21 protein-coding genes are annotated in these 21,650 nt (G+C 71.6%); 5 read left to right on the forward strand and 16 right to left on the reverse strand.

The genetic code is table 11. The features are described 5' to 3' along the window. Window positions 1-67: 67 nt before the first annotated feature. A complete protein-coding gene (locus HNQ07_RS16970) occupies window positions 68-3,154 on the reverse strand; it encodes a vWA domain-containing protein (RefSeq protein ID WP_184113927.1) in 3,087 nt (1,028 codons plus the stop codon). A gap of 309 nt (window positions 3,155-3,463) precedes the next feature. On the opposite strand from HNQ07_RS16970, the gene HNQ07_RS16975 reads away from it, so the two are divergent. Continuing rightward, on the forward strand, window positions 3,464-3,754 hold the full coding sequence (locus HNQ07_RS16975) for a YbaB/EbfC family nucleoid-associated protein (protein ID WP_184113929.1): 291 nt from the start codon (window positions 3,464-3,466) through the stop codon (window positions 3,752-3,754). A gap of 7 nt (window positions 3,755-3,761) precedes the next feature. Then, a complete protein-coding gene (gene recR / locus HNQ07_RS16980; RefSeq protein WP_184113931.1) occupies window positions 3,762-4,367 on the forward strand; it encodes a recombination mediator RecR in 606 nt (201 codons plus the stop codon). A 95-nt stretch (window positions 4,368-4,462) separates the two neighbouring features. Here the strand turns inward: recR and HNQ07_RS16985 are convergent, their stop codons facing one another. From HNQ07_RS16985 to HNQ07_RS16995, 3 genes are all read right to left on the reverse strand, one after another. Continuing rightward, a complete protein-coding gene (locus HNQ07_RS16985; RefSeq protein ID WP_184113933.1) occupies window positions 4,463-4,846 on the reverse strand; it encodes a hypothetical protein in 384 nt (127 codons plus the stop codon). Between the two features lie 78 nt (window positions 4,847-4,924). After that, complete coding sequence (locus HNQ07_RS16990; RefSeq protein ID WP_229832119.1) at window positions 4,925-5,635, reverse strand: polysaccharide deacetylase family protein; 711 nt, start codon at window positions 5,633-5,635, stop codon at window positions 4,925-4,927. A gap of 7 nt (window positions 5,636-5,642) precedes the next feature. After that, window positions 5,643-6,902 (reverse strand): MFS transporter, encoded by a 1,260-nt coding sequence (locus HNQ07_RS16995; RefSeq protein ID WP_229832117.1) that lies wholly within the window; start codon window positions 6,900-6,902, stop codon window positions 5,643-5,645. A 53-nt stretch (window positions 6,903-6,955) separates the two neighbouring features. Between HNQ07_RS16995 and HNQ07_RS17000 the strand changes: the two genes are divergently transcribed. Then, on the forward strand, window positions 6,956-7,654 hold the full coding sequence (locus HNQ07_RS17000) for a glycosyltransferase family 2 protein (RefSeq protein ID WP_184113935.1): 699 nt from the start codon (window positions 6,956-6,958) through the stop codon (window positions 7,652-7,654). Here the strand turns inward: HNQ07_RS17000 and HNQ07_RS17005 are convergent. Next, entirely contained in the window at window positions 7,590-8,777 is a 1,188-nt protein-coding gene (locus tag HNQ07_RS17005; protein WP_184113937.1) for a glycosyltransferase family 4 protein, read from the reverse strand. The two genes, HNQ07_RS17000 and HNQ07_RS17005, sit on opposite strands and share 65 nt — an antisense overlap. A 152-nt stretch (window positions 8,778-8,929) precedes the next feature. Here HNQ07_RS17005 and HNQ07_RS17010 point away from each other — a divergent pair, with 152 nt between their 5' ends. Then, window positions 8,930-9,964 (forward strand): YkoP family protein, encoded by a 1,035-nt coding sequence (locus HNQ07_RS17010; RefSeq protein ID WP_221275143.1) that lies wholly within the window; start codon window positions 8,930-8,932, stop codon window positions 9,962-9,964. A 12-nt stretch (window positions 9,965-9,976) separates the two neighbouring features. Here the strand turns inward: HNQ07_RS17010 and hpaI are convergent, their stop codons facing one another. From hpaI to hpaE, 9 genes are all read right to left on the reverse strand, one after another. After that, a complete protein-coding gene (gene hpaI / locus HNQ07_RS17015) occupies window positions 9,977-10,777 on the reverse strand; it encodes a 4-hydroxy-2-oxoheptanedioate aldolase (RefSeq protein WP_184113939.1) in 801 nt (266 codons plus the stop codon). 7 nt (window positions 10,778-10,784) lie between these two features. Continuing rightward, window positions 10,785-11,591, reverse strand: coding sequence for a 2-oxo-hept-4-ene-1,7-dioate hydratase (gene hpaH / locus HNQ07_RS17020; RefSeq protein ID WP_184113941.1), 807 nt, complete (start codon window positions 11,589-11,591; stop codon window positions 10,785-10,787). Beyond that, window positions 11,588-11,983, reverse strand: a complete 396-nt coding sequence (locus HNQ07_RS17025; protein WP_184113942.1) for a 5-carboxymethyl-2-hydroxymuconate Delta-isomerase — start codon at window positions 11,981-11,983, stop codon at window positions 11,588-11,590. Before HNQ07_RS17025 ends, hpaH begins: the two co-directional genes overlap by 4 nt. Then, complete coding sequence (locus HNQ07_RS17030; RefSeq protein WP_184113943.1) at window positions 11,983-12,768, reverse strand: fumarylacetoacetate hydrolase family protein; 786 nt, start codon at window positions 12,766-12,768, stop codon at window positions 11,983-11,985. The genes HNQ07_RS17025 and HNQ07_RS17030 overlap by 1 nt, the downstream gene beginning before the upstream one ends. 19 nt (window positions 12,769-12,787) lie before the next feature. Further along, window positions 12,788-13,753: a 3,4-dihydroxyphenylacetate 2,3-dioxygenase gene (hpaD, locus tag HNQ07_RS17035; RefSeq protein ID WP_184113944.1), complete on the reverse strand. Its 966-nt coding sequence runs from the start codon at window positions 13,751-13,753 to the stop codon at window positions 12,788-12,790. 62 nt (window positions 13,754-13,815) lie between these two features. Then, window positions 13,816-15,282 (reverse strand): 4-hydroxyphenylacetate 3-monooxygenase, oxygenase component, encoded by a 1,467-nt coding sequence (hpaB, locus tag HNQ07_RS17040; RefSeq protein ID WP_184113945.1) that lies wholly within the window; start codon window positions 15,280-15,282, stop codon window positions 13,816-13,818. 1 nt (window position 15,283) lies between these two features. Then, the gene (locus HNQ07_RS17045; RefSeq protein WP_184113946.1) at window positions 15,284-16,105 is read right to left on the reverse strand and encodes an NAD-dependent epimerase/dehydratase family protein; all 822 of its coding nucleotides are present in this window, start codon (window positions 16,103-16,105) and stop codon (window positions 15,284-15,286) included. Next, a complete protein-coding gene (locus tag HNQ07_RS17050) occupies window positions 16,098-16,670 on the reverse strand; it encodes an SMI1/KNR4 family protein (protein ID WP_184113947.1) in 573 nt (190 codons plus the stop codon). Before HNQ07_RS17050 ends, HNQ07_RS17045 begins: the two co-directional genes overlap by 8 nt. Then, complete coding sequence (gene hpaE, locus HNQ07_RS17055; RefSeq protein WP_184113948.1) at window positions 16,667-18,193, reverse strand: 5-carboxymethyl-2-hydroxymuconate semialdehyde dehydrogenase; 1,527 nt, start codon at window positions 18,191-18,193, stop codon at window positions 16,667-16,669. Before hpaE ends, HNQ07_RS17050 begins: the two co-directional genes overlap by 4 nt. A 112-nt stretch (window positions 18,194-18,305) precedes the next feature. Here hpaE and HNQ07_RS17060 point away from each other — a divergent pair, with 112 nt between their 5' ends. After that, the gene (locus HNQ07_RS17060; RefSeq protein ID WP_229832115.1) at window positions 18,306-19,502 is read left to right on the forward strand and encodes a PucR family transcriptional regulator; all 1,197 of its coding nucleotides are present in this window, start codon (window positions 18,306-18,308) and stop codon (window positions 19,500-19,502) included. Between the two features lie 10 nt (window positions 19,503-19,512). Here the strand turns inward: HNQ07_RS17060 and HNQ07_RS17065 are convergent, their stop codons facing one another. Next, window positions 19,513-20,676, reverse strand: coding sequence for a hypothetical protein (locus tag HNQ07_RS17065; protein WP_184113950.1), 1,164 nt, complete (start codon window positions 20,674-20,676; stop codon window positions 19,513-19,515). A gap of 215 nt (window positions 20,677-20,891) precedes the next feature. After that, window positions 20,892-21,566 carry a V-type ATP synthase subunit D gene (locus tag HNQ07_RS17070; protein ID WP_184113951.1) on the reverse strand — a complete coding sequence of 225 codons (675 nt, stop codon included), beginning with the start codon at window positions 21,564-21,566 and terminating at the stop codon, window positions 20,892-20,894. Window positions 21,567-21,650: the final 84 nt, after the last annotated feature.

Consider the following 21,650-nt stretch of genomic DNA (forward strand, 5'->3'; position numbering starts at 1 on the left):
GGCGCCACCCAGTCCAACGGTCGAAGAACGGCTTCTCTGCGTCTTCGACCGTTCGACCTTCAGCCCCTCACCTCAGCTTGATCTCCAGTCCCTGCTCCGGCCGGCCGAAGGGCGCGACGGTCAGGGTGGGGTTGGTGTTCAGCGGGTCGTACGTGGCGGTGATGCGGTAGGTGCCGCTGGAATCCGCGCTGCGCACGTCCTTGACATCCACGCCCTTGCTGCCCGCGAAGCGCAGGAGCGACTGACGGTCGGGGCCGAGCGGCTGCCCGGCGGCGTCCAGCGGGGTGTACAGCACGGTGGCGCCCCCGGCACCGGCGCCTGCCACAGGAACGAGCTGGACGCGGCTGGACGCGGGATCGGGCAGGGCGTCCACGGTCACGGTCTGTTCCGCCTCGCGGTCCACGCATAGCGCGCCGCGGCACAGCGTGAAGTAGGCGTGGAAGGTGTACTGGCCGTCGAACTTCGCCACATCGGCCGGCAGCGCGACCTCCCAGTAGCGGTCGCCGGCGCTGGTGTCGCCGTCCTGACCGGCGTCGTTCAGGGGGAACGTCAGGGTCTCGGTCCTGATCGCGCCCGACGCCTGCTTGGGATTGGTGCGCAGGTCCGCGGCCTGCCGCACGCTCAGCGGATCGCCCTGCTGCCCGCCGCCCTCCTTGATGTCGGCGCGCGCCAGGAGGCGGCTCTGGCTCTCGAGCGGGCGCGTCACCTTAACGCGGGCCGTGACCTTGTCGAAGCCATTGAGCGGCATGTAGAGCTCGGGGATGTGGAACGCGGGGTGCAGCGACTCTCCGGTGTAATTGGGGCTGCGCCACGTGAAGGGCCGCACGCGGGCGGCGCCGCTGGCCAGAGACTCGATGAAGTAGCGCTGCGCGGCCGGGGCGGCTCCCACGGCGCGCGAGATGACCACGGCGTTTCCGCTGGCGGCCACGCCCGGAACGGCGGTGCCGGCCGCGCCGGTGCGCTTGAAGGTCACGGTGCTGGGCGCCATGGCCATGCCCGGCATGCCCATCGCCACGAAGCCCACGCCACCGGTGAACAGCGACCCGTCGCCCTTCATGCGGTCGATGCCGCGTTCATCCGTGCGCAGCGCGCCCAGGCAGCGCAGGGTGGCCTCGCCGCCGCTGGCACGTGCGTCGTTCAGGAGGATCTTCGGGCCGCGTTCACTGCACGCGAGTTTGGCGAGCACGTCGTCGTAGGGCTGCGCCTTGCCGTCCGGCAGGGTGCTGACCACGATCAGGTCGTAGCCGCCCTGCGCGAGTGCCGCCTGGAAGTCCGCCGCCGTGGCGACGCGCGTCACGGCCGGCAGCACGCCCGAGCGCCGCGCCCCGATGATCGCCGGGTACAGGCTATTGCCGTGCCCGCCGTGGCTCAGGCTGGGCACGGCTTCCTCGAAGTACAGGGTGCGCCCGCACGTCGCCGCCGCGCACAGCTGCGCGAGCTGCTGCCCGTAGATGGCGGTGCCGACCGCCGGATCGCGGAACGCGTCGGGGCTCACGCCGTTCACGAATGACCGCAGGGGCCGCACCGCCCGCGCGGTCCAGCGGCCGTCGCGTTCCTGCAGGTAGGGCGTCTTGATCCGCACGATGTGCCACGTCGGCCCGAAACGGCTCTCCACGTTGGGGGCGTTCACGTTCACGGCCGCGCCCGACGGCGACGTCACCGCGAGGCGCAGGCTGCCGGGCGGCACCGGCGTGTCCCACGACAGCACGAACACCACCTCGCCGTCGCCGCTGGCCACGTGTACGGTGGGCGCGCTGGCGAGCTGCGCCGCGCCCAGGGTCGCCACCGGGTCCTTGCCTACGAAGGTGTCGAAGATGTCCGCGAAGCACTCCACGAAGTACTTCTTGAGGGTCAGCGGGTCGGCGTCCGAGCGGTACGTGCCCCCCTGCCGCTCGGCCAGTTCGCGCAGCCGCGGGCCGTCCAGGCTGCCGGGCGTGCCGAAGCCCACCGCGCACACGTGCGTGTCGCGCAGCTGGTTGGGGTTCCGGCCCACCGCGTCCGCGATCATGGGCGCGGTGTTCTCCACGCCGTCGGTGAGCAGCAGAATGGCCTTGTGCGGGTTGCTGCTGGCGTTCAGGGCCGTGACCGCGCCCAGCAGGCCGCCGCCGATGCTGGTCGCACCGCCCGCGCTGATACCGCTCAGGGCGGTGTTCATGGCGCTGTTCGCGCCGCTCGCCAGGGTCAGCGGCATCTCCGGGCTGGGGCTGGCGGCGGTGCTGAAGCTGATCAGGCCCACGCGGTTGTTGCTGGCGTCGCGCAGCAGGTCCGCGAACAGCCGCGCGGCGTCCTTGGCGGAGTTCAGGCGGGTGTCGCTGCCGATGCCGTTGGGCAGGGTCATGGAGCCGGACTTGTCGAACACGACCATCACGTCGGTGTCCTGGTATGTCAGCAGCTCGTCTTGCAGGTCGTTCACGAAGTTGTGGAAGCGGAAGAACATCGGGTCGCGCGGCGCGGTGGTCACGCACTCGATGTTCCGTGCGCCGGCGCAGTCCGGGCCGTTCGGGGCGCCGGAGTTCGCCATGGCGACGTGTGAGCCGTTGTGCCACGGCACCAGACCGTTGCCGTAGTCCTCGATGGTGGTCACGGTGGGGTCGAGGGTGCCGCCGGCCGCCGGGAGCCGCTGGCTGTTCGGCAGGCTGGTGCAGCCGATGGTCCAGCGCCCCGACACGGTCGTGGCGATCGGCGTGGGCGGGCAGGGCGTGTTGTCGGGGCGGGTGCTGTGCCCCAGCGGAATCACGGCGTTCGGGAAGGGCATCCACGTCTGCACGAAGGGCAGGCCCTGCGCTTGCCGGAAGGTGTTGAAGGTGTACAGGAACTGCCGGTGGAACCCGAAGAAGCGGTTGCCGTCGTTCGGGAAACGGCCCAGCGCCGGGTTGATGGTGTTGTCGTACGAGCAGTGCCAGTTCATGTGCAGGTCGAGGATCGCCTGCGTGCCCGGATCGGGAATGCCGAACAGCGTGCCGCACATCCACGGACTGGGGGCCATCATGTCGCCCAGGCCCGACGCGGGCTGGGCCAGGAAATTCGACAGGACGGCGTCCTCGGCCGGGTTGGCGAGGGCCGCGCCGCCCAGCACGGCGCCCACCGTGAGGCACACGCTCACGCGGGCCAGCGAGGAACGGACGGAAGGCGGGACTGATGGAGTAGGCAGCATGACGACCCCCCTCCCGGATCGCGCGGCGACCCAGGCAGCTTCGGAACACGGTGGCGGCCCCAGGGCGCGCTGGCCCTGAGCGGTGGTGTGGCCGACGATCAGCGGAACACGGGCGTCCTCCTTCCCCCGTGGACATGCCGCGCACGGCCGCGCCCCCCGGCGCCCGCCCCGGCATGATGTCCCGAAGGGGCAGCGCAGCCGCCGCCCTTCAGCCGCCATCATCGTCACGCGCGGTGATCGGGCCATGATCGCCCCGAACCCGGCAGCCCGGCACCTTCCCGGCCGCCGTGTCCCGGTAGACTGCTCGGCATGGACATGAAGAAACTGATGAAGCAGATGCAGCAGGCGCAGGTCGCTGCCGCGAAGATCCAGGAAGACCTGGCCGCGAAGTCGGTGGAGGGCAGCGCGAGCGGCCTGGTGACCGTGACCATGAACGGCCACGGCAAGCTGACCGCCCTGAAGATCGATCCCAAGGCCGTCGACCCGGAGGACGTGGAAGCCCTGGAAGACCTGATCCTGGTGGCCGTGCAGGACGCCAGCGCCAAGGCGGACGCCCTGCAACAGGACGCCACGCGCGGCCTGGGCATCCCCGGCTTCTGAGGCCCGCTTGAAATACCCCCCTTCCCTCGTCGCGCTGATCCGCGAACTGTCGCGCCTGCCGGGCATCGGCCCCAAGAGCGCGCAGCGGCTGGCCTTCCACCTGTTCGAGCAGCCGCGCGAGGACATCGAGCGGCTCGCCTCGTCGCTGCTGGAAGCCAAGCGCGACCTGCACTCGTGCCCCATCTGCTTCAACATCACCGACGCCGAACGGTGCGACGTGTGCTCAGACCCCAGCCGCGACCAGGGCGTGATCTGCGTGGTCGAGGAACCCGGCGACGTGCTGGCCATCGAGCGCAGCGGCGAGTACCGGGGCCTGTACCACGTCCTGCACGGCGTCCTGAGCCCCATGAACGGCGTCGGCCCGGACCGGCTGCACATCAAGCCGCTGCTGCCGCGGGTGCAGGGCGGCATGGAGATCATCCTGGCGACCGGCACCACCGTCGAGGGCGACGCCACCGCGCTCTATCTGCAGCGCCTGCTCGAACCCCTGGGCGCGCTGGTCAGCCGCATCGCGTACGGTCTGCCGGTCGGCGGCGCGCTGGAGTACGCCGACGAGGTCACGCTCGGCCGCGCCCTGATGGGCCGCCAGCGGGTCAGCAAGCCCGCCGGCTGATTCCCCCACGGAACATGGCCGGCCGGGCCTCTCCCTGGTGGAGATGGCCCGGCCGGCCTGACGGTGGAGCGTTCGGCACTCAGAGCGTCAGGCGTTCACTCTGCCTTCTGGTGGTGGTACTGCTGGATGTGGTCGTAGACGTGCTGCGGGAACTCCAGGTCGCGGTAGACGTTGCCCTCGTCGGGATCGCTGGCGTCCGGCAGGATCGGGAAGTCCTGCTTGCCCATGTACTCCAGGATCGTGTCGCGGCGGGGCGGGCTGTAATCCGCGTCCTGCACCTGCCGGACGAGATCCTGCGCCGCCTCGGGAGTGAAGTCGCTGTCCTTGGCGAGCTGCGCCGCGAGCGCCTTGTCGCTCAGGAAGTGCCGGGCCACGATCGCGTAGACCAGCCGGCCGTAGTGTCCGATGTCCTGGCCGTCGTCGAGGGCCTGGGTCAGGTGCGCCATCATGTGGTTCTGTTTCAGGTCGTTCAGAGACATAATCACCTCGCTTGAGTAAGCCTAGGGCGTATCCATGGCCCGAAGATGACGTCAGCGCGAAGTGGCCTTCATGGAGGCTCAGCCGCCGTAGCTGGCGAGGAGACGCCGCAGTCCCGCGTACAGCGGAATGCGCCGGGCAGGCAGGTCGTCCACCGTCACGGCCTCCAGGCCGCGTGCCCTCAGGCCAGCCAGCAGGGCGTCCAGCAGGGCGGGCGTGACGTCCGGGCCGTCGTGCAGCAGGATCACGCTGCCCGGCCGCGTGCGCGCCACGGTCTGCTGGGCCAGTGTGAAAGCATCACCGGCAGTCCAGTCGCGGCCCTCGACGTCCCACAGGGCCACCTGACGCCCGTTCAGGGCCGCGAACACGCGGGTCAGTGGACTGTGCCCCCCGTAGGGCGGGCGGTACAGGTGCCGGCCCGGCTCGGCTGCGCGGGGATGCCAACGCACCTGAGCCCACTCGCGCCACGGCGCCAGCAGCAGCGCGTGCGTGTGCCAGCGGCCGTGCGCCTCGACCCGGTGCCCGCCGGCGCGGATCGCGCGCAGGTCGTCCGGGTGGGCGCGGCACGCGGGCTCCGTGACGAAGAACGTCGCTCGCGCGCCGTGGCGGGCCAGCACGTCCAGCAGCGCGGCGGTGCGCCCAGACGGCCCGTCGTCGAAGGTCACGGCCACGCGGGGGCGGTCGTCCGCTCCGGCGCCCAGCGCGCCCCAGCCAGCCGCGCGGCCCAGCACCTCGGCGGCCAGCACCGCTCCGGCCACGGTCAGGACGGCCCACCCCAGCGCCCGCTTCACGGTCGGCTCAGGACTCCAGCGGCGCGTCGGCGGGCCGCTCCACCGGGCCAGTCTCGATGGGCCGGGTGAAGGCGCGGCGGAAGATCAGGTAGCCCAGCGCCGTGATCAGCGCCAGCACGGCGCCGGTGGCGAAGGGACCGGCCGTGCCCAGCTGCCGGTACGCGAAGGCGCCGGCGATGGGCCCCAGCGACGTGCCCACGTTCTCGAAGATCATCAGGGCGCCCCACGCGGCGGGCCGCTCGCGCTCGGGCAGGCGGCTGACGACCAGCGCCGACCACCCCGGCGCGATGAAGGCGTAGCCCACCGCGACCAGGGCGGCCAGCGGGAACAGCGCCCACAGCGGCGGCAGGGTGGCGATGCCGCCCAGCCCCGCCGCGAGCAGCGCAAAGCCCAGCATGACCGCCAGCCGCGCCCGGCCCCGGTCCGCCACGCGGCCGGTGAACGGCATGCTGCCGAAGGCCACCGCCGCGCCGAAGCCCAGCACCGCCACCATCTGCCAGTAATCCAGGTGCAGTTCTGGGTACAGCGTGAACAGCAGCGGCCCCAGCAGGGTCATGGTCAGGGTCTGCATGAACGCCGCCGGGATCAGTGGCGCCAGCGCGCGGGCCGCGACCCCCAGCCGGGCGCGGACCGGACGCGCGGTGGGCGCAGCCGCCGTGGTCCGGGTTCGTCCGGGCACGAACAGCGCGGCGACGAGCGACAGGGCCTGCACGACCACGATGAGGGCCGCCACCTGCCCGAAGGGCCGCCCGCCCAGCGCGCCCAGCAGCAGCACACCCAGGCCGATGGCGGGCAGCACGGTCATGGACACCGCCGTCAGGGTGCGGCCCTGGTGGGACTCGTGGGCGGCCTCGGCGGTCAGGTTCATCAGGGTGGGCCACATGGCGCTGAAGCCCGCGCCGTGCAGCGCCGCGACCAGCAGCAGCAGCCAGATGGAGTGCGTCGCGGTCGCCAGCACGGCCATGGCCAGCAGGCTCACGGCCGCGCCGGCCAGGACCACCGGCCGCCCGCCGTAGCGGCCGATCAGAGTGCCGGTCACCGGCCGCATGACGGTGTCCGAGATGAAGTGCACCGTGAAGGCCGTGGCGGCCACCGCGACCGCCTCCTTCTTGGGCAGGTTCAGCAGTCCCGGCGCGGCCTGCTGGAGGTACGCGCCGTACAGGCCGCTGCGCACGAACTCCGAACACGCCAGGGCGGCGGCGGCGGCGAGCACGCCGGGCAGGGTGCCGGGGGCCAGGGGCAGTCGCAGGCGGTCACGCAGGGTCACAGCGCTCCATTGTGACGGGACTTGCGTTCCCGCGGAACTGCTAGCCTGGGCGGGTGCCCGACTTTTCCGTGGTCATTCCCGCGCGCAACGAGGCGGCGTACCTGCCCGCGACCCTGGAGGCGCTGGGCCGCCAGACCCGCCCGCCGGCGGAGGTGATCGTGGTGGACAACGGCAGCGTGGACGACACCGCGCACGTGGCTGCGTCGTGGGGCGCGCGGGTGGTGCCGTGCCCGGAGCGCGGCGTGGCCCGCGCCCGGCAGGCGGGGCTGCTCGCCGCGCGCAGCGCATGGGTCGCCACCACCGACGCCGACTCGCTGCCGTGCGCGGACTGGCTCGAGCGCCTGGCGGAACACACGGACGGGCACGTGGCGCTGTACGGCCCCATGCGCTTCTGCGGCGTGGCGCCGGTGTGGTCGCGGCTGTCGGGCACGGCGTACAGCGCCTTCCTGCACGTGTGCCGGGTGGTCGGCAAACCGAACCTCGCGGCCGGGAACATGGCCTTTTCGCGCGAGGCGGCGCTGCTGGCCGGCGGCTACCCCATGGTGGAGGCCTACGAGGATGTGATCCTCGGTCAGGAACTCGCGCGGCTGGGCGGCCTGGGCTACGTGCCGGGCGCCCTGGTCGAGACGAGCGCACGGCGGCTCGACAAGGGTCTGGTCCCCTTCCTGTGGCAGCACTACCGCAACATCACCGGTCATACGCGAGGGTACTTCGCGGATGACCCGACACGCCCGCCTCGACCGGGAAAGTGACGGTGCGCGGCAGGTTCAGGGCGTCCGCGTAGACGTCCTGAACCTGCCGCGCCACCCCGGCTGGCGTGGTCGTGTGCCCGAACTCGCGCGCGCCTACTGACATTCGCGCCCACAGCTCGGCGTCCTCCAGCAGGTGGTGCGCGTGGGCGATCATGGCGTTCACGTCGCCCGGCGCGACCAGGTACCCACTGCGCTCGTGCGCCACGCCGCTCAGGGTGCCGCGCGCGCCCACGGCGACGACCGGCATGCCCATGAGCTGCGCTTCCTGCAGCACCAGGCCCTGCGTCTCGGTGTCGCTGGCGAACACGAACAGCTCGGCCAGGCGGTAGTACGCGCCGATCTGCGTCCAGGGTTTCACGCCCAGGAACGTCACGCGGTGGGTGATACCCAGCCGCTCGGCGTGCGCTTCTAGGTGCTCGCGCTCAGGACCCTCGCCCAGCAGCACGAGGTGCGCGTCGGGCAGGGCGGCGACCGTGTCCAGCACGTGATCGAAACGCTTTTCCTTGGCGAGCCGGCCCACGCTCAGCAGCCGCCGGGTGCCCTCCGGCCACGGATTCTCCACGGGCGGCGCGGCCTCCAGCACGGCCGGGTCGATGGACGTGGGAATCACGACCGGCGAGCGGATCTTCATGTCGTGCAGGACGTCCAGCATCCCGGGGGTCGGGGCGATCACGGCAGCGGCGCGGCCGTACAGCAGCCCCATGGCCCTGGTGACCACCCCGGTCGCCCGCTGCACGGCGGTGAGGCCCGGAACGTAGTGCGTGTACGCCTCAATGTGCGTGTGATACGTGGCGACGTGCGGCACGTCCCACTTGCGCGCCAGCCGCATGCCCGCCAGCCCCAGCGTCAGGGGCGTGTGGGTGTGCACGATGTCGTACTTCTGCTCGAAGTCCTTGCGGGTCGGCCACGCCAGGCGGTAGGTGGGCAGGAACATGTACCGCACGGAATCCACGCGCCGCACGTCCTGGCGGGTGTCCACGTGCTCCGGGAAATCCGGCGCGACCACGTCCACGTGATGCCCGAGTTTGCGCAGCTCGTCGCTGAGCAGTCCGACGCTGGTCACGATGCCGTTCTGATCCGGCAGGAACGTGTCCGTGAACAGGCCGATGCGCAGTGGCCTCATTCGCGCCCGCCGGCCGGGCCCCGCTTCTGGATCTTCAAGGATTCGTGAAGCATCGCCAGTAGAGCATACGACGCCAGCCATGAGGATGTCGCCCGACTTCCGGTGGAGGCCCGGCCATCCTGGACTCACCCGAAACCCGCTACAGTTCACGCATGGCCGCGCTCCTTCCCCTCCTGGTGCGGTTGCGGCACGCCCTGCTGCGGGCCGGCGCGCACGGCGCGTGGCAGGGCGGCAGCGGCGGCCCTGAAATCGGTCTGACGGTGCCGGTGGACGACCCCGCCACGCTGGAGCGCGTTCTCGAGGCCCTGGGCACCACGCGGGCGACCGTGATCGTCCCGGCCGGGGCCGGGGCCGGCTGGGACGACGCCCTGCGCGCCGCCACGCGGGCCGGGCACGAGATCGCCGGCCGCGGCGCCGCCGTGCCACTGGCCGCCCTGGACGTCGCCGCAGGCCAGCCGGTCCGGGCCTGGGATACCGCCACCGCGCCGGCCCCCCGGTGGGCGGACCTGCGCGCCCTGGCGGCGCGGGGCGTGCACCCGCTCCCCCTGCCCGGCGCAGACGCCCGGCCCGGCGGCACGGTGCGGGTGAACCCGGCCGACCTGCCGGGCACGCTGAGCGACCTGAAGGCCCGCGGCTACCGGCCCCGTCCGGTGCGCGATCTGCCGGACCTGCGCCGCGCCACGCCGCGCGACCTGCTGGTGCACGCATACGGCCAGACCGTCGAGGCGAACTTCACGCGCGCCCACCACGTGATCGACCTGACCGACCGCGCGGACGCCGTGATGCGCGTGGCCCCGCTGCAAGGCGCGCCCCCGCCCCTGCCGCTGCCCCGAAACACGCCCACCGCCGAGCTGCACCTGGACTCCGCGCGGCTGGTGAGCATGGCGGCCCGCAGCCAGCTCGGCACGTACCGCGCGTACCAGCGCAGCCTCAAGGACGTCGCCGTGGCCCTGCGGCAGCGCCCGGACCTCGCGGACGCGCGGGCCGTCTTCGCGGTGACGCTGTTCTACGGCCCGATGGAACAGGCGGGATTCACGCTGCTGGAACTGCCCCCGGCCCGCACGCGGGTGTACGCCCTGGGCTTCCGCGTGCTGCGCCTGGTGCACGGCACGGTCCGCCCGCCCAGCATGCAGGGGCCGAAGATGGCGTGGATGCCCCGCGACGAGTTCCTGACGCGCTTCGGATAACCCGGGACAGACTCAGTACACGCCCCCGCCCGACCCGGCGGCCTCGCCCCGCCCGAACTGCGCCGCGAGCCGCCGCGTCGCGTGTGCGAGCAGGCTGACGTCCACGCCGACCGCGACGAAGGTGCAGCCCGCGTCCAGATACGCCTGCGCCTGCGCGGTGTCGGAGTGCAGGATGCCCGCCGCCTTCCCCGACGCGACGATGCGCCGGATGGCGTCCGCGATGGCGTCCACCACGTCGGGGTGCTCCGGGTGGCCCAGGTGCCCCAGGCTGGCCGACAGGTCCGCCGGCCCGATGAACACGCCGTCCACACCCTCCACGGCGGCGATCTCATCCAGCGCGGCCAGCCCGGCAGCCGACTCGATCTGGACGACCAGACAGATCTCGGCGTCCGCCCGCGCGAGGTAGTCCGGCACCGCGTTCCAGCGCGACGCGCGGGCGATGGCGCTGCCCACGCCACGCACGCCGCGCGGCGGGTAGCGGGTAGCGGCGACCAGCGCACGGGCCTGCTCGGCGCTCTCGACCATCGGGATCAGCAGGGACTGCACGCCCAGGTCGAGGTACTGCTTGATCAGGTGCGTGTCCCCGATGGGCGGGCGCACGACCGGCGTGACCGGGTACGCGGCCAGCGCTTGGAGCTGGGCGAGTGTGCTGCGGACGTCGTTCGGGGCGTGCTCGCCGTCGATCAGCAGCCAGTCGAAGCCCGCGCCGGCCACCACCTCGGCCGCGTGGGGGTGCGCCAGTGCGGCCCACAGGCCGATCTGCCGCTCGCCGGCCGCCAGGGCGCGTTTCAGGGGATTACTCAGGTCAGTCATGGTTCCATCATGGCGCGAACCGCAGAGCCATGCCGCCCAGCGGGCCGTAGTCCGCGTGGAAGGTGTCGCCAGGCCGCGCGTCCACCGGGCGGGTGAACGAGCCGGCCAGGACGATCTGCCCGGCCTTCAGGGTCACGCCGTGCGGATACAGGCGGTTGGCGAGCCACGCCACACCGGTCGCGGGGTGGTTCAGCACGCCCGCGGCCACGCCGGTCTCCTCGATCACGCCATTCCGGTACAGCAGCGCGCCCACCCAGCGCAGATCGGCGTCCGTGGGCCTCACCGGCCGCCCGCCCAACACGATCCCGGCGTTGGCGGCATTGTCGCTGATGGTGTCGTAGACCTTGCGCGTCACGCCGGTGTCGCGGTCGATCCGCTCGATGCGGGCGTCGATGATCTCGATGGCCGGAATCACCCACGCCGAGGCGTCCAGCACGTCCAGCACCGTGCAGTCGGGGCCGGACAGGTCACGCGCCAGCCGGAAGGCGAGTTCGACCTCCACCTTGGGCGCGATGAAGCGCCCGGCGGGAATCTCGCTGCCCTCGGGGAACACCATGTCGTCGAGCAGCGCGCCGTAGTCGGGCTCGGTGATGTTCGACGCCTGCTGCATGGCGCGCGACGTCAGGCCGATCTTGTGGCCATACAGCGTTCGGCCCTGGGCGAGCTTGAGGTCCACCCACGCGCGCTGCACGCGGTAGCCGTCCTCGATGGTCATGGCCGGGTACTGCAGCGACAGCTGCCGGATGGGCGTGCGCGACGCCTCGGCCGCATGCAGCCGCTCGGCGGCGTCGTGCACCTGGGCATCCGTCATCATGACGTGACCTTCTTGAACCTGGCGTGGATGTTGTTGTGCTTGAAGGTGCCGCCCTCGCCGAACTCCTGCACGTCCAGCGACAGGGCGAGGTAGCGGCGCGCGAAGGCGTCCGCGTAGTGCGCCTTCAGGGCCTCGAACAGCGCCGCCCCGGTCTCCCGGCGCACCTCGGGACTGCGCCCAGCCGCCACGCGCAGGGTCACGTGCACGAAGGCGTCGTCCTCCTGCCCGTCCGCGATCACGTACTCGCTGAGGCGCACGGCGCGCGCGCGCAGGCCGCCCACCGGGTAGATGTCGCCGCGTTCCCGCAGCACCACGCTCAGGGTACGCAGCAGCTCCATCATGCGGGCATCGTCGCCCAGGTTGTCGGTGTACTCCACGGTCAGGTGCGGCATTACTCGCGTTTCCCCTCCTGCGCGATCAGCGGTTCGGCGTCCTCCGATTCCCACGCCACGGCGTTTTCCAGCGCGCCCAGGTGGTCGATCTCCAGGCGCATCACGTCGCCGGGATGCACGTGCGACACCCCTTTGGGCGTGCCCGTCAGGATCACGTCGCCCACCTGCAGCGTCATGAAGCGCGACATAAACTCGATCAGCTCCGGTGCGCGCAGGATCATGTCGCGCGTGTTGCCCTCCTGCCGCAGCTCCCCGTTCACGAAGGCGCGCAGGCCCAGATCGTCCGGGTCCGGCACCTCGTCCGGCGTGACCAGATACGGCCCCAGCGGCCCGAAGGTGTCCCAGCCCTTGGCGCGCATGGGCGGCCGGTAGTAGTTGCTTACATAGTCACGCACCACCAGGTCGTTGGCGATGGTGTACCCGCCGACATAGTCCGCCGCGTCCCGGGCCTTCACGCGCCGGGCGTCCCGGCCGATCACCACGGCCAGTTCCACCTCGTAGTGCATGAACTGCGCGCCGCGCGGGTACTCCACGGTGCCCCGGTGCGGCAGCAGGCTGGTGTTCGGCTTGAGGAACATCACGGGTTCCTCGGGCGTCCTGAAGCCCAGTTCCGCGTTGTGGTCGGCGTAATTCAGCGCCAGCGCGATCACCTTGCCCGGCGTGACCGGCAGCAGGAACTGCACGTCGTCCGGGTGGTGGGCCTCGCCGGCCGCGTCGAGCAGCACGCCGTCACGGAGCACGCCGCGGTGCTGGCGGCCACGGGCGATGAAGGTGGCGGTTTTCAAGTTGGAGTCCTCCAGGTCATCAGATCACGTTCACGGGAATGCCGACGAGGTCCCCGGCCTGCGGCGTGACCCAGCCGCCCGCGTAGGCCTCCAGCAGCGAGCCCTCCTCGAACCAGCTGCGGGGGGTCCTGGCGCCCCACAGCGTCTGGCGGCGGGGGTCGTCGAGCGACCAGCGGATCGGCTCGAAGTCCGGATCGACCGTCAGGTAATCGTTGGTGTACAGCTCGATGCGGTGGCCGTCCGGATCGCGGATATACACGAAAAAGGCGTTGCTGACGCCGTGGCGCCCCGGCCCGCGCTCGATGTGCTCGGGCAGGCGGGCGCCCGCGAGGATGTCGCACGCGCGGATGATGCTCTGCATGTCCGGCATCCAGTATGCGAAGTGGTGCAGGCGGGGGCCGCTGCCGTTCGTCAGGGCAAGGTCGTGCACGCTGCCCCGCCGCTGGATCCACGCGGCCCAGATGCGGCCGTGCTCGTCCTCGGTGTACTCGCTGAGGCGGAAGCCCAGGTGCTGCATGTACCAGCCCATGGTGCCGGCCACGTCGGGCGTCATCACGTTGACGTGGTCGATGCGCTGGAGGCCCGCTCCACGGTGGCGGTGGTACTCCTGCAACAGCCATGGGTGCTTCACCGACTCGGCGTAGGCCGCGACCGGCACGCCGAAGGGGTCCTGAAAGCGCAGCAGCCGGGGCCGGTCGAGTTCGCTCTCCCAGCGCCACGGCAGGCCCTGCGCGTCCAGCAGGGCAGTCAGCGCGGTCAGGTCGTCGTCCGTGCCCATCCGGTACGCGACGTGCTTGACGCCCGCCTCCGGCGCGAGTTCGAGTTTCAGCGTCCACTCGCGGTCCTCGTTGGCGCGCAGGTACAGCGCCCCGTCGGTCTCGTGCAGGACGTTCAGGCCCAGCAGGTCCACGTAGAACTGCCGCGAGCGCTCCAGATCCGTCACATGGAAGACGGCGTGCGCGATGCGGATGGTGTTCGGGATCATGTGACGTCTCCAGGCGTCGTCGGCTGCCGCTGCGCCCGGCTTCGGCTCGGCGTGGTTCCCATTCAGTCCGCCGCCACGGGCCGGGGCTGCTCCAGGAACTGCCGGATGCGCCGCACGTACGGTTCCTTGTCGTAGACCTCGTACAGCGCGCTGGTCATGCGGATCGGATCGCCGAAGAAGTGCTTCTCGTACAGGTTCTGCCGCGCCCCGAAACTGCTCAGGGTCAGGTCCCACGCGAGCCGGAAGAGTTTCAGGCGCTCCTCGGCCGTGGCATTCGTGGCCTGGAGGTGCTTCTCGATGAAGTGGCCCAGTGGCCCCTCGCGGTCGGCCTTGCCGGGCATCATGATGATCCCGGACGCGCCCAGCAGCTGGATGATCTCGTTCAGGCGCGGGTAGATCGCCGGGTAGTAGTTGCGGGCGGCGTCCAGCGGGCCGCGCGCCGGGGTCATCACGCCGTAGGCGTTGGGCTGCGCGCCCTCGACCGCCGCGACCTCCAGCGCCTTCATGATCTCCAGCGTGACGATGACCTCGCTGACCTTGCCCTGCACGTGCTGGAACTGCCCGCTGCCGACCGTGTCCACGATGGCCTGCGCGACGCCCAGGAACGCGCCGGTCTTGCTGATCTTCTGGTTCACGACCTGGTAGGCCATGTGCAGCACGGCGTCCGTGCGCGCGTACGCCTGGTTGGCGAGGGTCATGTCGTACATCAGGAACACGCGCTCCCACGGCACGAGCACGTCGTCGAAGATCACGAAGGCGTCCTGCTCGTCGAAGCGGCTGGACAGCGGGTGGTCCTCCACGTCGCGGCCCACGTCGAAGGGTTCGCGGCACTGGAACGACAGGCCCGGCGTGTCCGTGGGCAGCCCGAAGCCCACGGCGTAGCGGCTGCGGTCGCCGTTTTCCTTGATGACGGTCGAGGGGAAGATCAGGATCTCGTCCGCGATGGGCAGCGTGGCGAGCATCCGCGCGCCCCGCACGATCACGCCCGCCTCCGTCTCCTCCACGATGCCCAGGGCGATGTACGGATCGGGCAGTTCAGACGCCTGCTTGCTGCGGTTCACCTGCGGGTTCGTCAGCGCGTGCGTCAGGCACAGGTCGTGTTCGCGCACGTACTCGAAATAGCGGCGCATGTGCCCGCCGAAGTGGCGCGCCGCGCCCTCGCCCTGGTCGAAGTACGCGCTCGCCATGCCGGCCGCCATCACGTTCGCGTTCATGTAGTCCGGCGCACGGCCCAGCGTGCCCAGCGAGTAGTCCGCCCGGACGCGGTGCGCCTCGCCGATCCAGCGCAGGTCCTCCTTGGTGCGCGGCACCCGGAACGCCGCGGCGTGGCGCTCGCCCCCCTCCTCGAAGGTCACTCGGTCTCTGTACCGGGGATCATGCTGGAGGTCGTACAGGCCCGCCAGCGAGCACGCGATGTTGCGGGTGGCCGGATGCGTGGTGGGGTCGCCCACCCGCGCGCCGTCCACGTACAGGTTCGGCGGGCGCAGCCGAAGGCGGTCGAGGAACTGCTGGCCGGTGCGAACTCCCATGTCACGGCTCCTTTCCGGCCAGGCCGGTGTACGACGGATCGACGAAGATGCCCCCCTGCCGCTGCTCGCTGGAGCTCGCGGGGTCGCCGTGAATGTCCTGCACCTGCGCGGCATACGCCTCGGCATTGTCCTGAGGCACGTAGCCCAGCACGTCCCAGCCCTCCGGCGTCATCCAGCGCCGGGTGTTCCCGCTGATCCCGGCCACGATCCGGAAACCCACGTCCGGCGCCGTAACCGCCCGCGCGAACAGCTGCGCGGCGTCGCGGGGCGACAGCCACGTGGACAGGTGCCGCGCGTCTTTCGGGCGCTCCTGGAACGAGCAGATGCGCACGCCCACGAACTCCAGGCGGTGACGGTCGAAGTACATCCGGCCCAGCGCCTCGCCCATGACCTTGCTCACGCCGTAAAACGTGTCCGGGCGCACCGGCACGTCCGGCGCGATCGGCTGGCGCGGGTAATACCCGACCGCATGGATGCTGGACGCGAAGGCCACCCGCCGCGCGCCCGCCTGCCGCGCCGCTTCCAGCACGTGGTATGTGCCGTCCACGTTCACGTCGCGGATGCGCTCGTAGGTGTGCTCGTCTGGAATGCCGCCCAGGTGGATCACGGCGTCCACGCCGTCCATCACGGCACGGACGGCACCGAAGTCGGTCAGGTCAGCGGTCACCAGTTCCTCGCCGTTCCTGGCCGCGCCCAGGTCGCGCTGATCGGTCAGGCGCAGGATCGTGTCCGAGTCCGGCAGGAAGTCGCGGATGCGGTCACGCAGCGCGGAGCCAACCTCGCCAGCCGCTCCGGTGATGAGGATGCGGCGGGGTTCACTCATCCTCGACCTCGTCGGCGGCGTAGACCCCACCATCTGCCACCACGTACTCGCCGGATTCCAGTGTGCTGGCGATCTCCTCCAGATATCCGGCGAGGTTGCCATGCTGTGGACCGCTCGGCCCCACCTCATGATCCATGTCGAGCACCTGGCCCACGGTTCCAGCCGGGCCGGGCGTCATATCCACCACAGCGCCGTTGCCACCGCCGTCCGCATCAAGCGGCACCCACCCATGCGACCACCAGCCGCGCTCGACCTGTTCACGCCCGTCCGAAGCGTCGTGCTCGGCATTGTCGTCAAAATCCCCACCATCGAGCAGTTGCCGCCAGACCGTCGCCTCGTCCTGGCTGGCGGCCGTATCCAGCAGGGTCCCGGTGGGCCAGCCACCCTCCACACTGCCGTCATGACGCCGTAGCGAGGCGCGCAGGTCGTCCGAGACCGGGTAGCCCAGGAAGGCCTCCAGCGCCGCGATCTGCTCCTCTGGTGCGCCCGGCCGGAGCTGGTCCAGCGCTCCCTGCGCGGCATACCATGCCTCGATCCGTTCCCAGGCCGCCTCCAGCGTGGTCATGATCCGGCCTCCGTGCCCATGCCCAACCGCTGCGCCCGGTGTCCATCCAGATTCACGGCGATGTTCTTCGTCTCCATGTAGAAGTCGAAGGAGTAGTCGCCGCCGTCGCGGCCGATACCGCTGGCCTTCATGCCGCCGAAGGGCGTGGGCAGGTGGCGGACGTTCTCGGAGTTGATCCAGATCATGCCGCTGTCCAGGCCGTGAGCGAAGGTGTGCGCGCGGGTCAGGTCGTTCGTCCACAGGTACGCGGCCAGCCCGTATGGCACGTCGTTGGCGATCCGCAGGGCGTCCGCGTCGTCGTCGAAGGGAATGACGGTCAGCACCGGGCCGAAGATCTCCTCCTGGGCAATCCGCATGTCGCTGCGGGCCTGCGTGAACAGGGTGGGCCGCACGTAATTGCCGCGGTCGCCCAGGCGCTCGCCGCCGACCCGGACGGTCGCGCCCTCCTCGCGGGCGGTGTCGAAGTACGAGCAGACCTTCTGGAGGTGCGTGGGGTGGATCAGCGGGCCGAGTTCGGTGGCGGGGTCAAGGGGATCGCCGACGCGGATGTCCTGCACGCGCGCGGCGAGCCGCTCCACGAAGGCGTCGTGCACGCCGCGCTGCACCAGCAGGCGACTGGAACTCGTGCAGCGCTGGCCGTTCAGCGAGTAGATCATGAAGACGGCCGCGTCCAGGGCGCGGTCGAGGTCGGCGTCCGCGAACACGACGACGGGGTTCTTGCCGCCGAGTTCCAGGTGGACGCGCTTGAGGGTGTCAGCGCCCTGTTTCTGGATGGCGCTGCCGGTGCGGCTCTCACCGATGAACGCGATGGCGCGGATCAGCGGGTGTTCGGTGAGCGCCCTCCCGGCACTCTCGCCGTAGCCGTGCACCAGGTTGACCACGCCGGCGGGGAGACCGGCCCCCTGCATGATCTCCGCGAGGAGGGTCGCGGTGACCGGGCTCCACTCGGCGGGCTTGTGGACCACCGTGCAGCCGGCGGCCAGCGCCGGAGCGATCTTCCAGCTCGACAGCATGAACGGCGTGTTCCACGGCGTGATCACCCCAACCGGGCCGATGGGCTGGCGCAGGGTGTAGTTCAGGAAGCCGCTGGTGGGCAGGCTTGAGCCGTCCTGCGCGGCCTCGGCCCGGTCGGCGTAGAAGCGGAAGTTCTCGGCGGCGCGGGCGGCAGCGGACTTCATGAAGCGGATGGGCTGGCCAGTGTCCACGCTCTCAGCGGTGGCGATCTCGTCGGCCCGCGCCTCGATCGCGTCGGCGACGCGGTGCAGCAGCGCGCGGCGGGCCTTGCCGCTCAGGGCGCGCCATGCGGGGAAGGCGGCGTGGGCGGCCTGTGCGGCGCGGTCGATGTCGGCGGCGTTCCCGCTGGCCGCGTGCCCGATCACGCTGTTGTCGGTGGGCGTGAGGATCACGAAGGTCTCGCCGCTGGCGGACGGAGTCCACTCGCCGCCGATGAAGTGCAGGAGCGGGGTGCTCAGGCGGCGGGTCAGGGCGTCGCGGGCGGACGGGGGCTGGGCGGTGGCGGTCATGAAACCTCCGGGCGGGGCGTGGATTGTCAGACGACCGCAGCGTAGGCCCGCCGCGCCCGCGGCTCAAGTCCGGAAGGCACAGAAATCACAAGTGGCTTTGTAGACTTCGACAATGCTGCGTCTGAATGCCCTGCGCGCCGAGTTGCACCTGCCGGCCGCCGAGCCGGACGTGCTGCTGGACGATCTCGCGGCCGCCGGACCGCTCCTCCCGGACGTCCCCGAGGCGCGGTGGCGTGCGGCGGCCGTCCGGCTGATGGCCCGCTCGCTGCGCCCGCATCTGGCCGACGTGGCGGCCGTGCTGGCCGACCTGCGGAGCGCGCTGGGCGCACCGGACCCGGAGGCGGACCTGGCGCGCTGGCTGGCGGACGTCACGGGCGGGCGCGCTACGGTGCGGTCGAGCTGGGGCGACGTGGTCGCGCAGGCGGGCGAGCCCGGCCCGGTCACGGTCACGCAGCGGCTGGAGTTCGAGCGCCGTCCGGTGGGCACCCTGCACCTGGAGGTGGAAGGCGGCTGGGAGGCCCTGGGTGTACTGGTGGCGGACGTGCTGCGGCTGGCGCGGCTGCAGTCTGCGGCGGCCGGGGCCGCGCGCCGCCGGGTGGGCGAGCGGCAGTTCGAGGCGCTGCTCGCCGGAGACGCGTCCGGGCTGCCGGGCGGGCAGACGACCGTGCTGGCCGCGCTGCGCCTGAACCGGCCCCTGCCCCGCGGTGCGCGGGCCCGCGAGGCCCACGTGCAGCAGCTCGACGTGCTATGCAGCGTGGGCGAGGGCTACTTCCACCGCCGGGACCTGACGTGCCTGACCACCGTGCGCGGCGACGTGGCCCTGTGGCTGTGGCCCGGCCGCGCTCCACAGCGCGAAGCGCGCGGCCTGCACACCGCGCTCCTGAACGCGACCGTGCTGGACTTCCGCCTGGGCGTCAGCCAGCCGCAGACGGGGTTCGGTCACGTGCCGGGAGCGCTGCGGCAGGCGGTGCAGGCGCTGGACGAGGTCACGCAGGCCCGCGGCATGGCGTCCTTCGAGCAGCTCGACCCGCTGCACGCGGTGCTGGACAGCGGCGCCCTGCACGCCCTCTCGGAGCAGTTGCGCACCCGCCTGACGCTGGCCGATCCGGACGGCCGCCTGGAGGACACGCTGCGTCAGTACCTCGCGCATGCCGGCACCCTGGGCGAGCTGGCCGCCGGCATGAACGTGCACCTGAACACCCTGCGCTATCGCCTGCGCCGCGTCGAGGAGGCGCTGGGCGGGTCCCTGAATGAGCCCGCCTTCCTGGCACGCGTGTACCTCGCCTTCCACGCGCGGTCAGGCCGCTGACCCGGCGAGCCTACTTGCCCTTCCCCTTGCCCTTCTCGCCCGGCGGGTCCTTGTCCTTCCCGCCGCTTCCCTTGCCGTTGCCCGGCTTCTGGCCGTCGGAGGGCGTCTGGTTGCCCTTCCCGGCGGAGTCCGGCGGGTCCTTCTTGCCTGGGGCGCCCGCCACCGGCGGGATGGGGCTGGGCGTGGGGTCGGTCGGCGGGACCGGGACCGGCAGAGGCGCGGGCACCGGAACCGGCACTGGGGCCGGGCTGGGCAGCGGCACGGGCTGGGGGTCGGGCAGCGGCAGCGGCTCAGGAGTGGGCAGAGGATCTGGCGTCGGCTGCGGCGCCGGACTGGGTGGCGTGGGGACCGGCTGCGGGGCCGGGGTGGGCTGGGGGGTCGGCGCGGGCTGGGGGCTCACAGGCGCGGGCTCGGCCGGCGCAGCAGAACGCACGACGATGGCGTCAGTCCACTCGGGCGGCGCGACCCTGGCCACGGGGGACGCCTCGATCGGCCTCGCCGGCGACACGGCGACGGCGGGCGTCGCCGGCATCCGTGCGGGCACCCCCGTGGTCTGAGACGCTGGCGCCCGGCGCGTCACGACGGCCGGCGCGGGCACCGGTGCGGCCCGTGCCTGGACGACAGGGCGCATAGGCGCCGGCGCGGGACGCTGCGCCTTCACCTGAGCCGGCATCCGGGCGCCGGCGACTGCAGTGGGGCGGACGACCGCTCGCTTCGCCTGGGCAACGACCGTCACGCTGACGCTCGGGGCGCGGACGACCACAGGCGCGCTGGAGCGGGCCTGCACGACCGGGGCCGGAGCGGCGCGCCGGGGTCCGGCTTTCACCGTCACGACCGGTGTGGGCACGGCCACGACCCGGCGGACAGGAGCCACCCGCGTGACCGCCGGTACGATCACGGCGACGCGCGGCGTGGGCACCGTCGGTGCGGGAACGGCGGCCGGCGCGGTCTTCGCCACCACAGGCAGCGCGGGCCGTGTGGACCGGAACAGCGCCTCTGGGATCGAGGGCACGCCGGCGGCGGTGGCTGCGGCCCGGTTCGTCGAGAGCAGGCCCGCGCTCGGGGCATCTGCTGCGTCGCCTGCCGAGCGGGCCCGCAGCGATCCCGGGAGGACGATGCCCAGCGCGACCACCACCGCCGTCGGGAAAATTACCAGCGTGTTGCTCCAGCGCACGGCCCACCTCCACCTGCCGTTCCCGCTCGGTGTACCGGAGCGCGAACGCGCGACGCGTCCCGTTCCCTGGCTCCGGCGCAGAACCGGGCTCCATCCTACTCCAGGGGTGCCCGGACACGGCTTGCCCACACCCTTAACGGAAAGCCGCCCCCACATGGAGGGCGGCTCTTGCTGCGATCACAGCCCGGAGCCCAAGGCCCAGGACCCTGCCCTGCTCAGTCCGCGGCGGAGCCGTGGCTGGTGGCGGCCTGGGCCGCGCGGGCTTCCTTGTTCTTGGCCTCGATCTTGGCCTTGATCTTCTTCTGGGTAAAGCCCGCCTCGCGCTCGCGCTGGTCGAGCACGGAGCGGATGAAGCGGATGTCGTCCTGGATGCCGGGGATCACGACCTGCTCCAGCGCGTTCACGCGGCGGGAGGTCTTCTTGATCTCCTCGCCGATGCGCCGCAGCTTGGTCTCGGTGCCGGCGACCTTGACGATCGCTTCCAGCACGCCGCCGAAGTCGGTGGACGCCTGGATGGTGCGCGCGCCGACGTTGATCGGGCTGAACGAGCTGGCCTGGGTGCGTTCGGGCACGTTGATCTTGGGCACCTTCACGCCGTACAGGTTCTCGATCTGCATGTCGATGCGGTAGTCGCTGCTGCCCGCCAGCGACAGGCTCTCGACCGCCTCGGGGCTGTCCCAGGCCTTGGCGCCGAACAGGCTGGTGTACGCGCCCTTGCTGACGCCCGAGAGCTGCTCGCGCGCGGCGAGGGCGTCCTTGACCAGGGCGAAGAACTCGCCGATCAGGGCGTCACGCTTGCGCTTGAGGAGGTCGGCGCCGCCGGACGCGGTCTTCAGGCTGGCCTTGCTCGCCAGCAGCGCGCTGCGGGTGGGGCTGATCTGTCCTGCCATGATTCACCTCCTACGTCGGTGAAGGTCGAAGGGTCGACCGGTCTGAAAGTCTAGCGGCCAGCCGCGGGGCTGTGGTTAGACCTT

The sequence above is a fragment of the Deinococcus metalli genome, from assembly GCF_014201805.1.
Classification (GTDB): domain Bacteria; phylum Deinococcota; class Deinococci; order Deinococcales; family Deinococcaceae; genus Deinococcus; species Deinococcus metalli.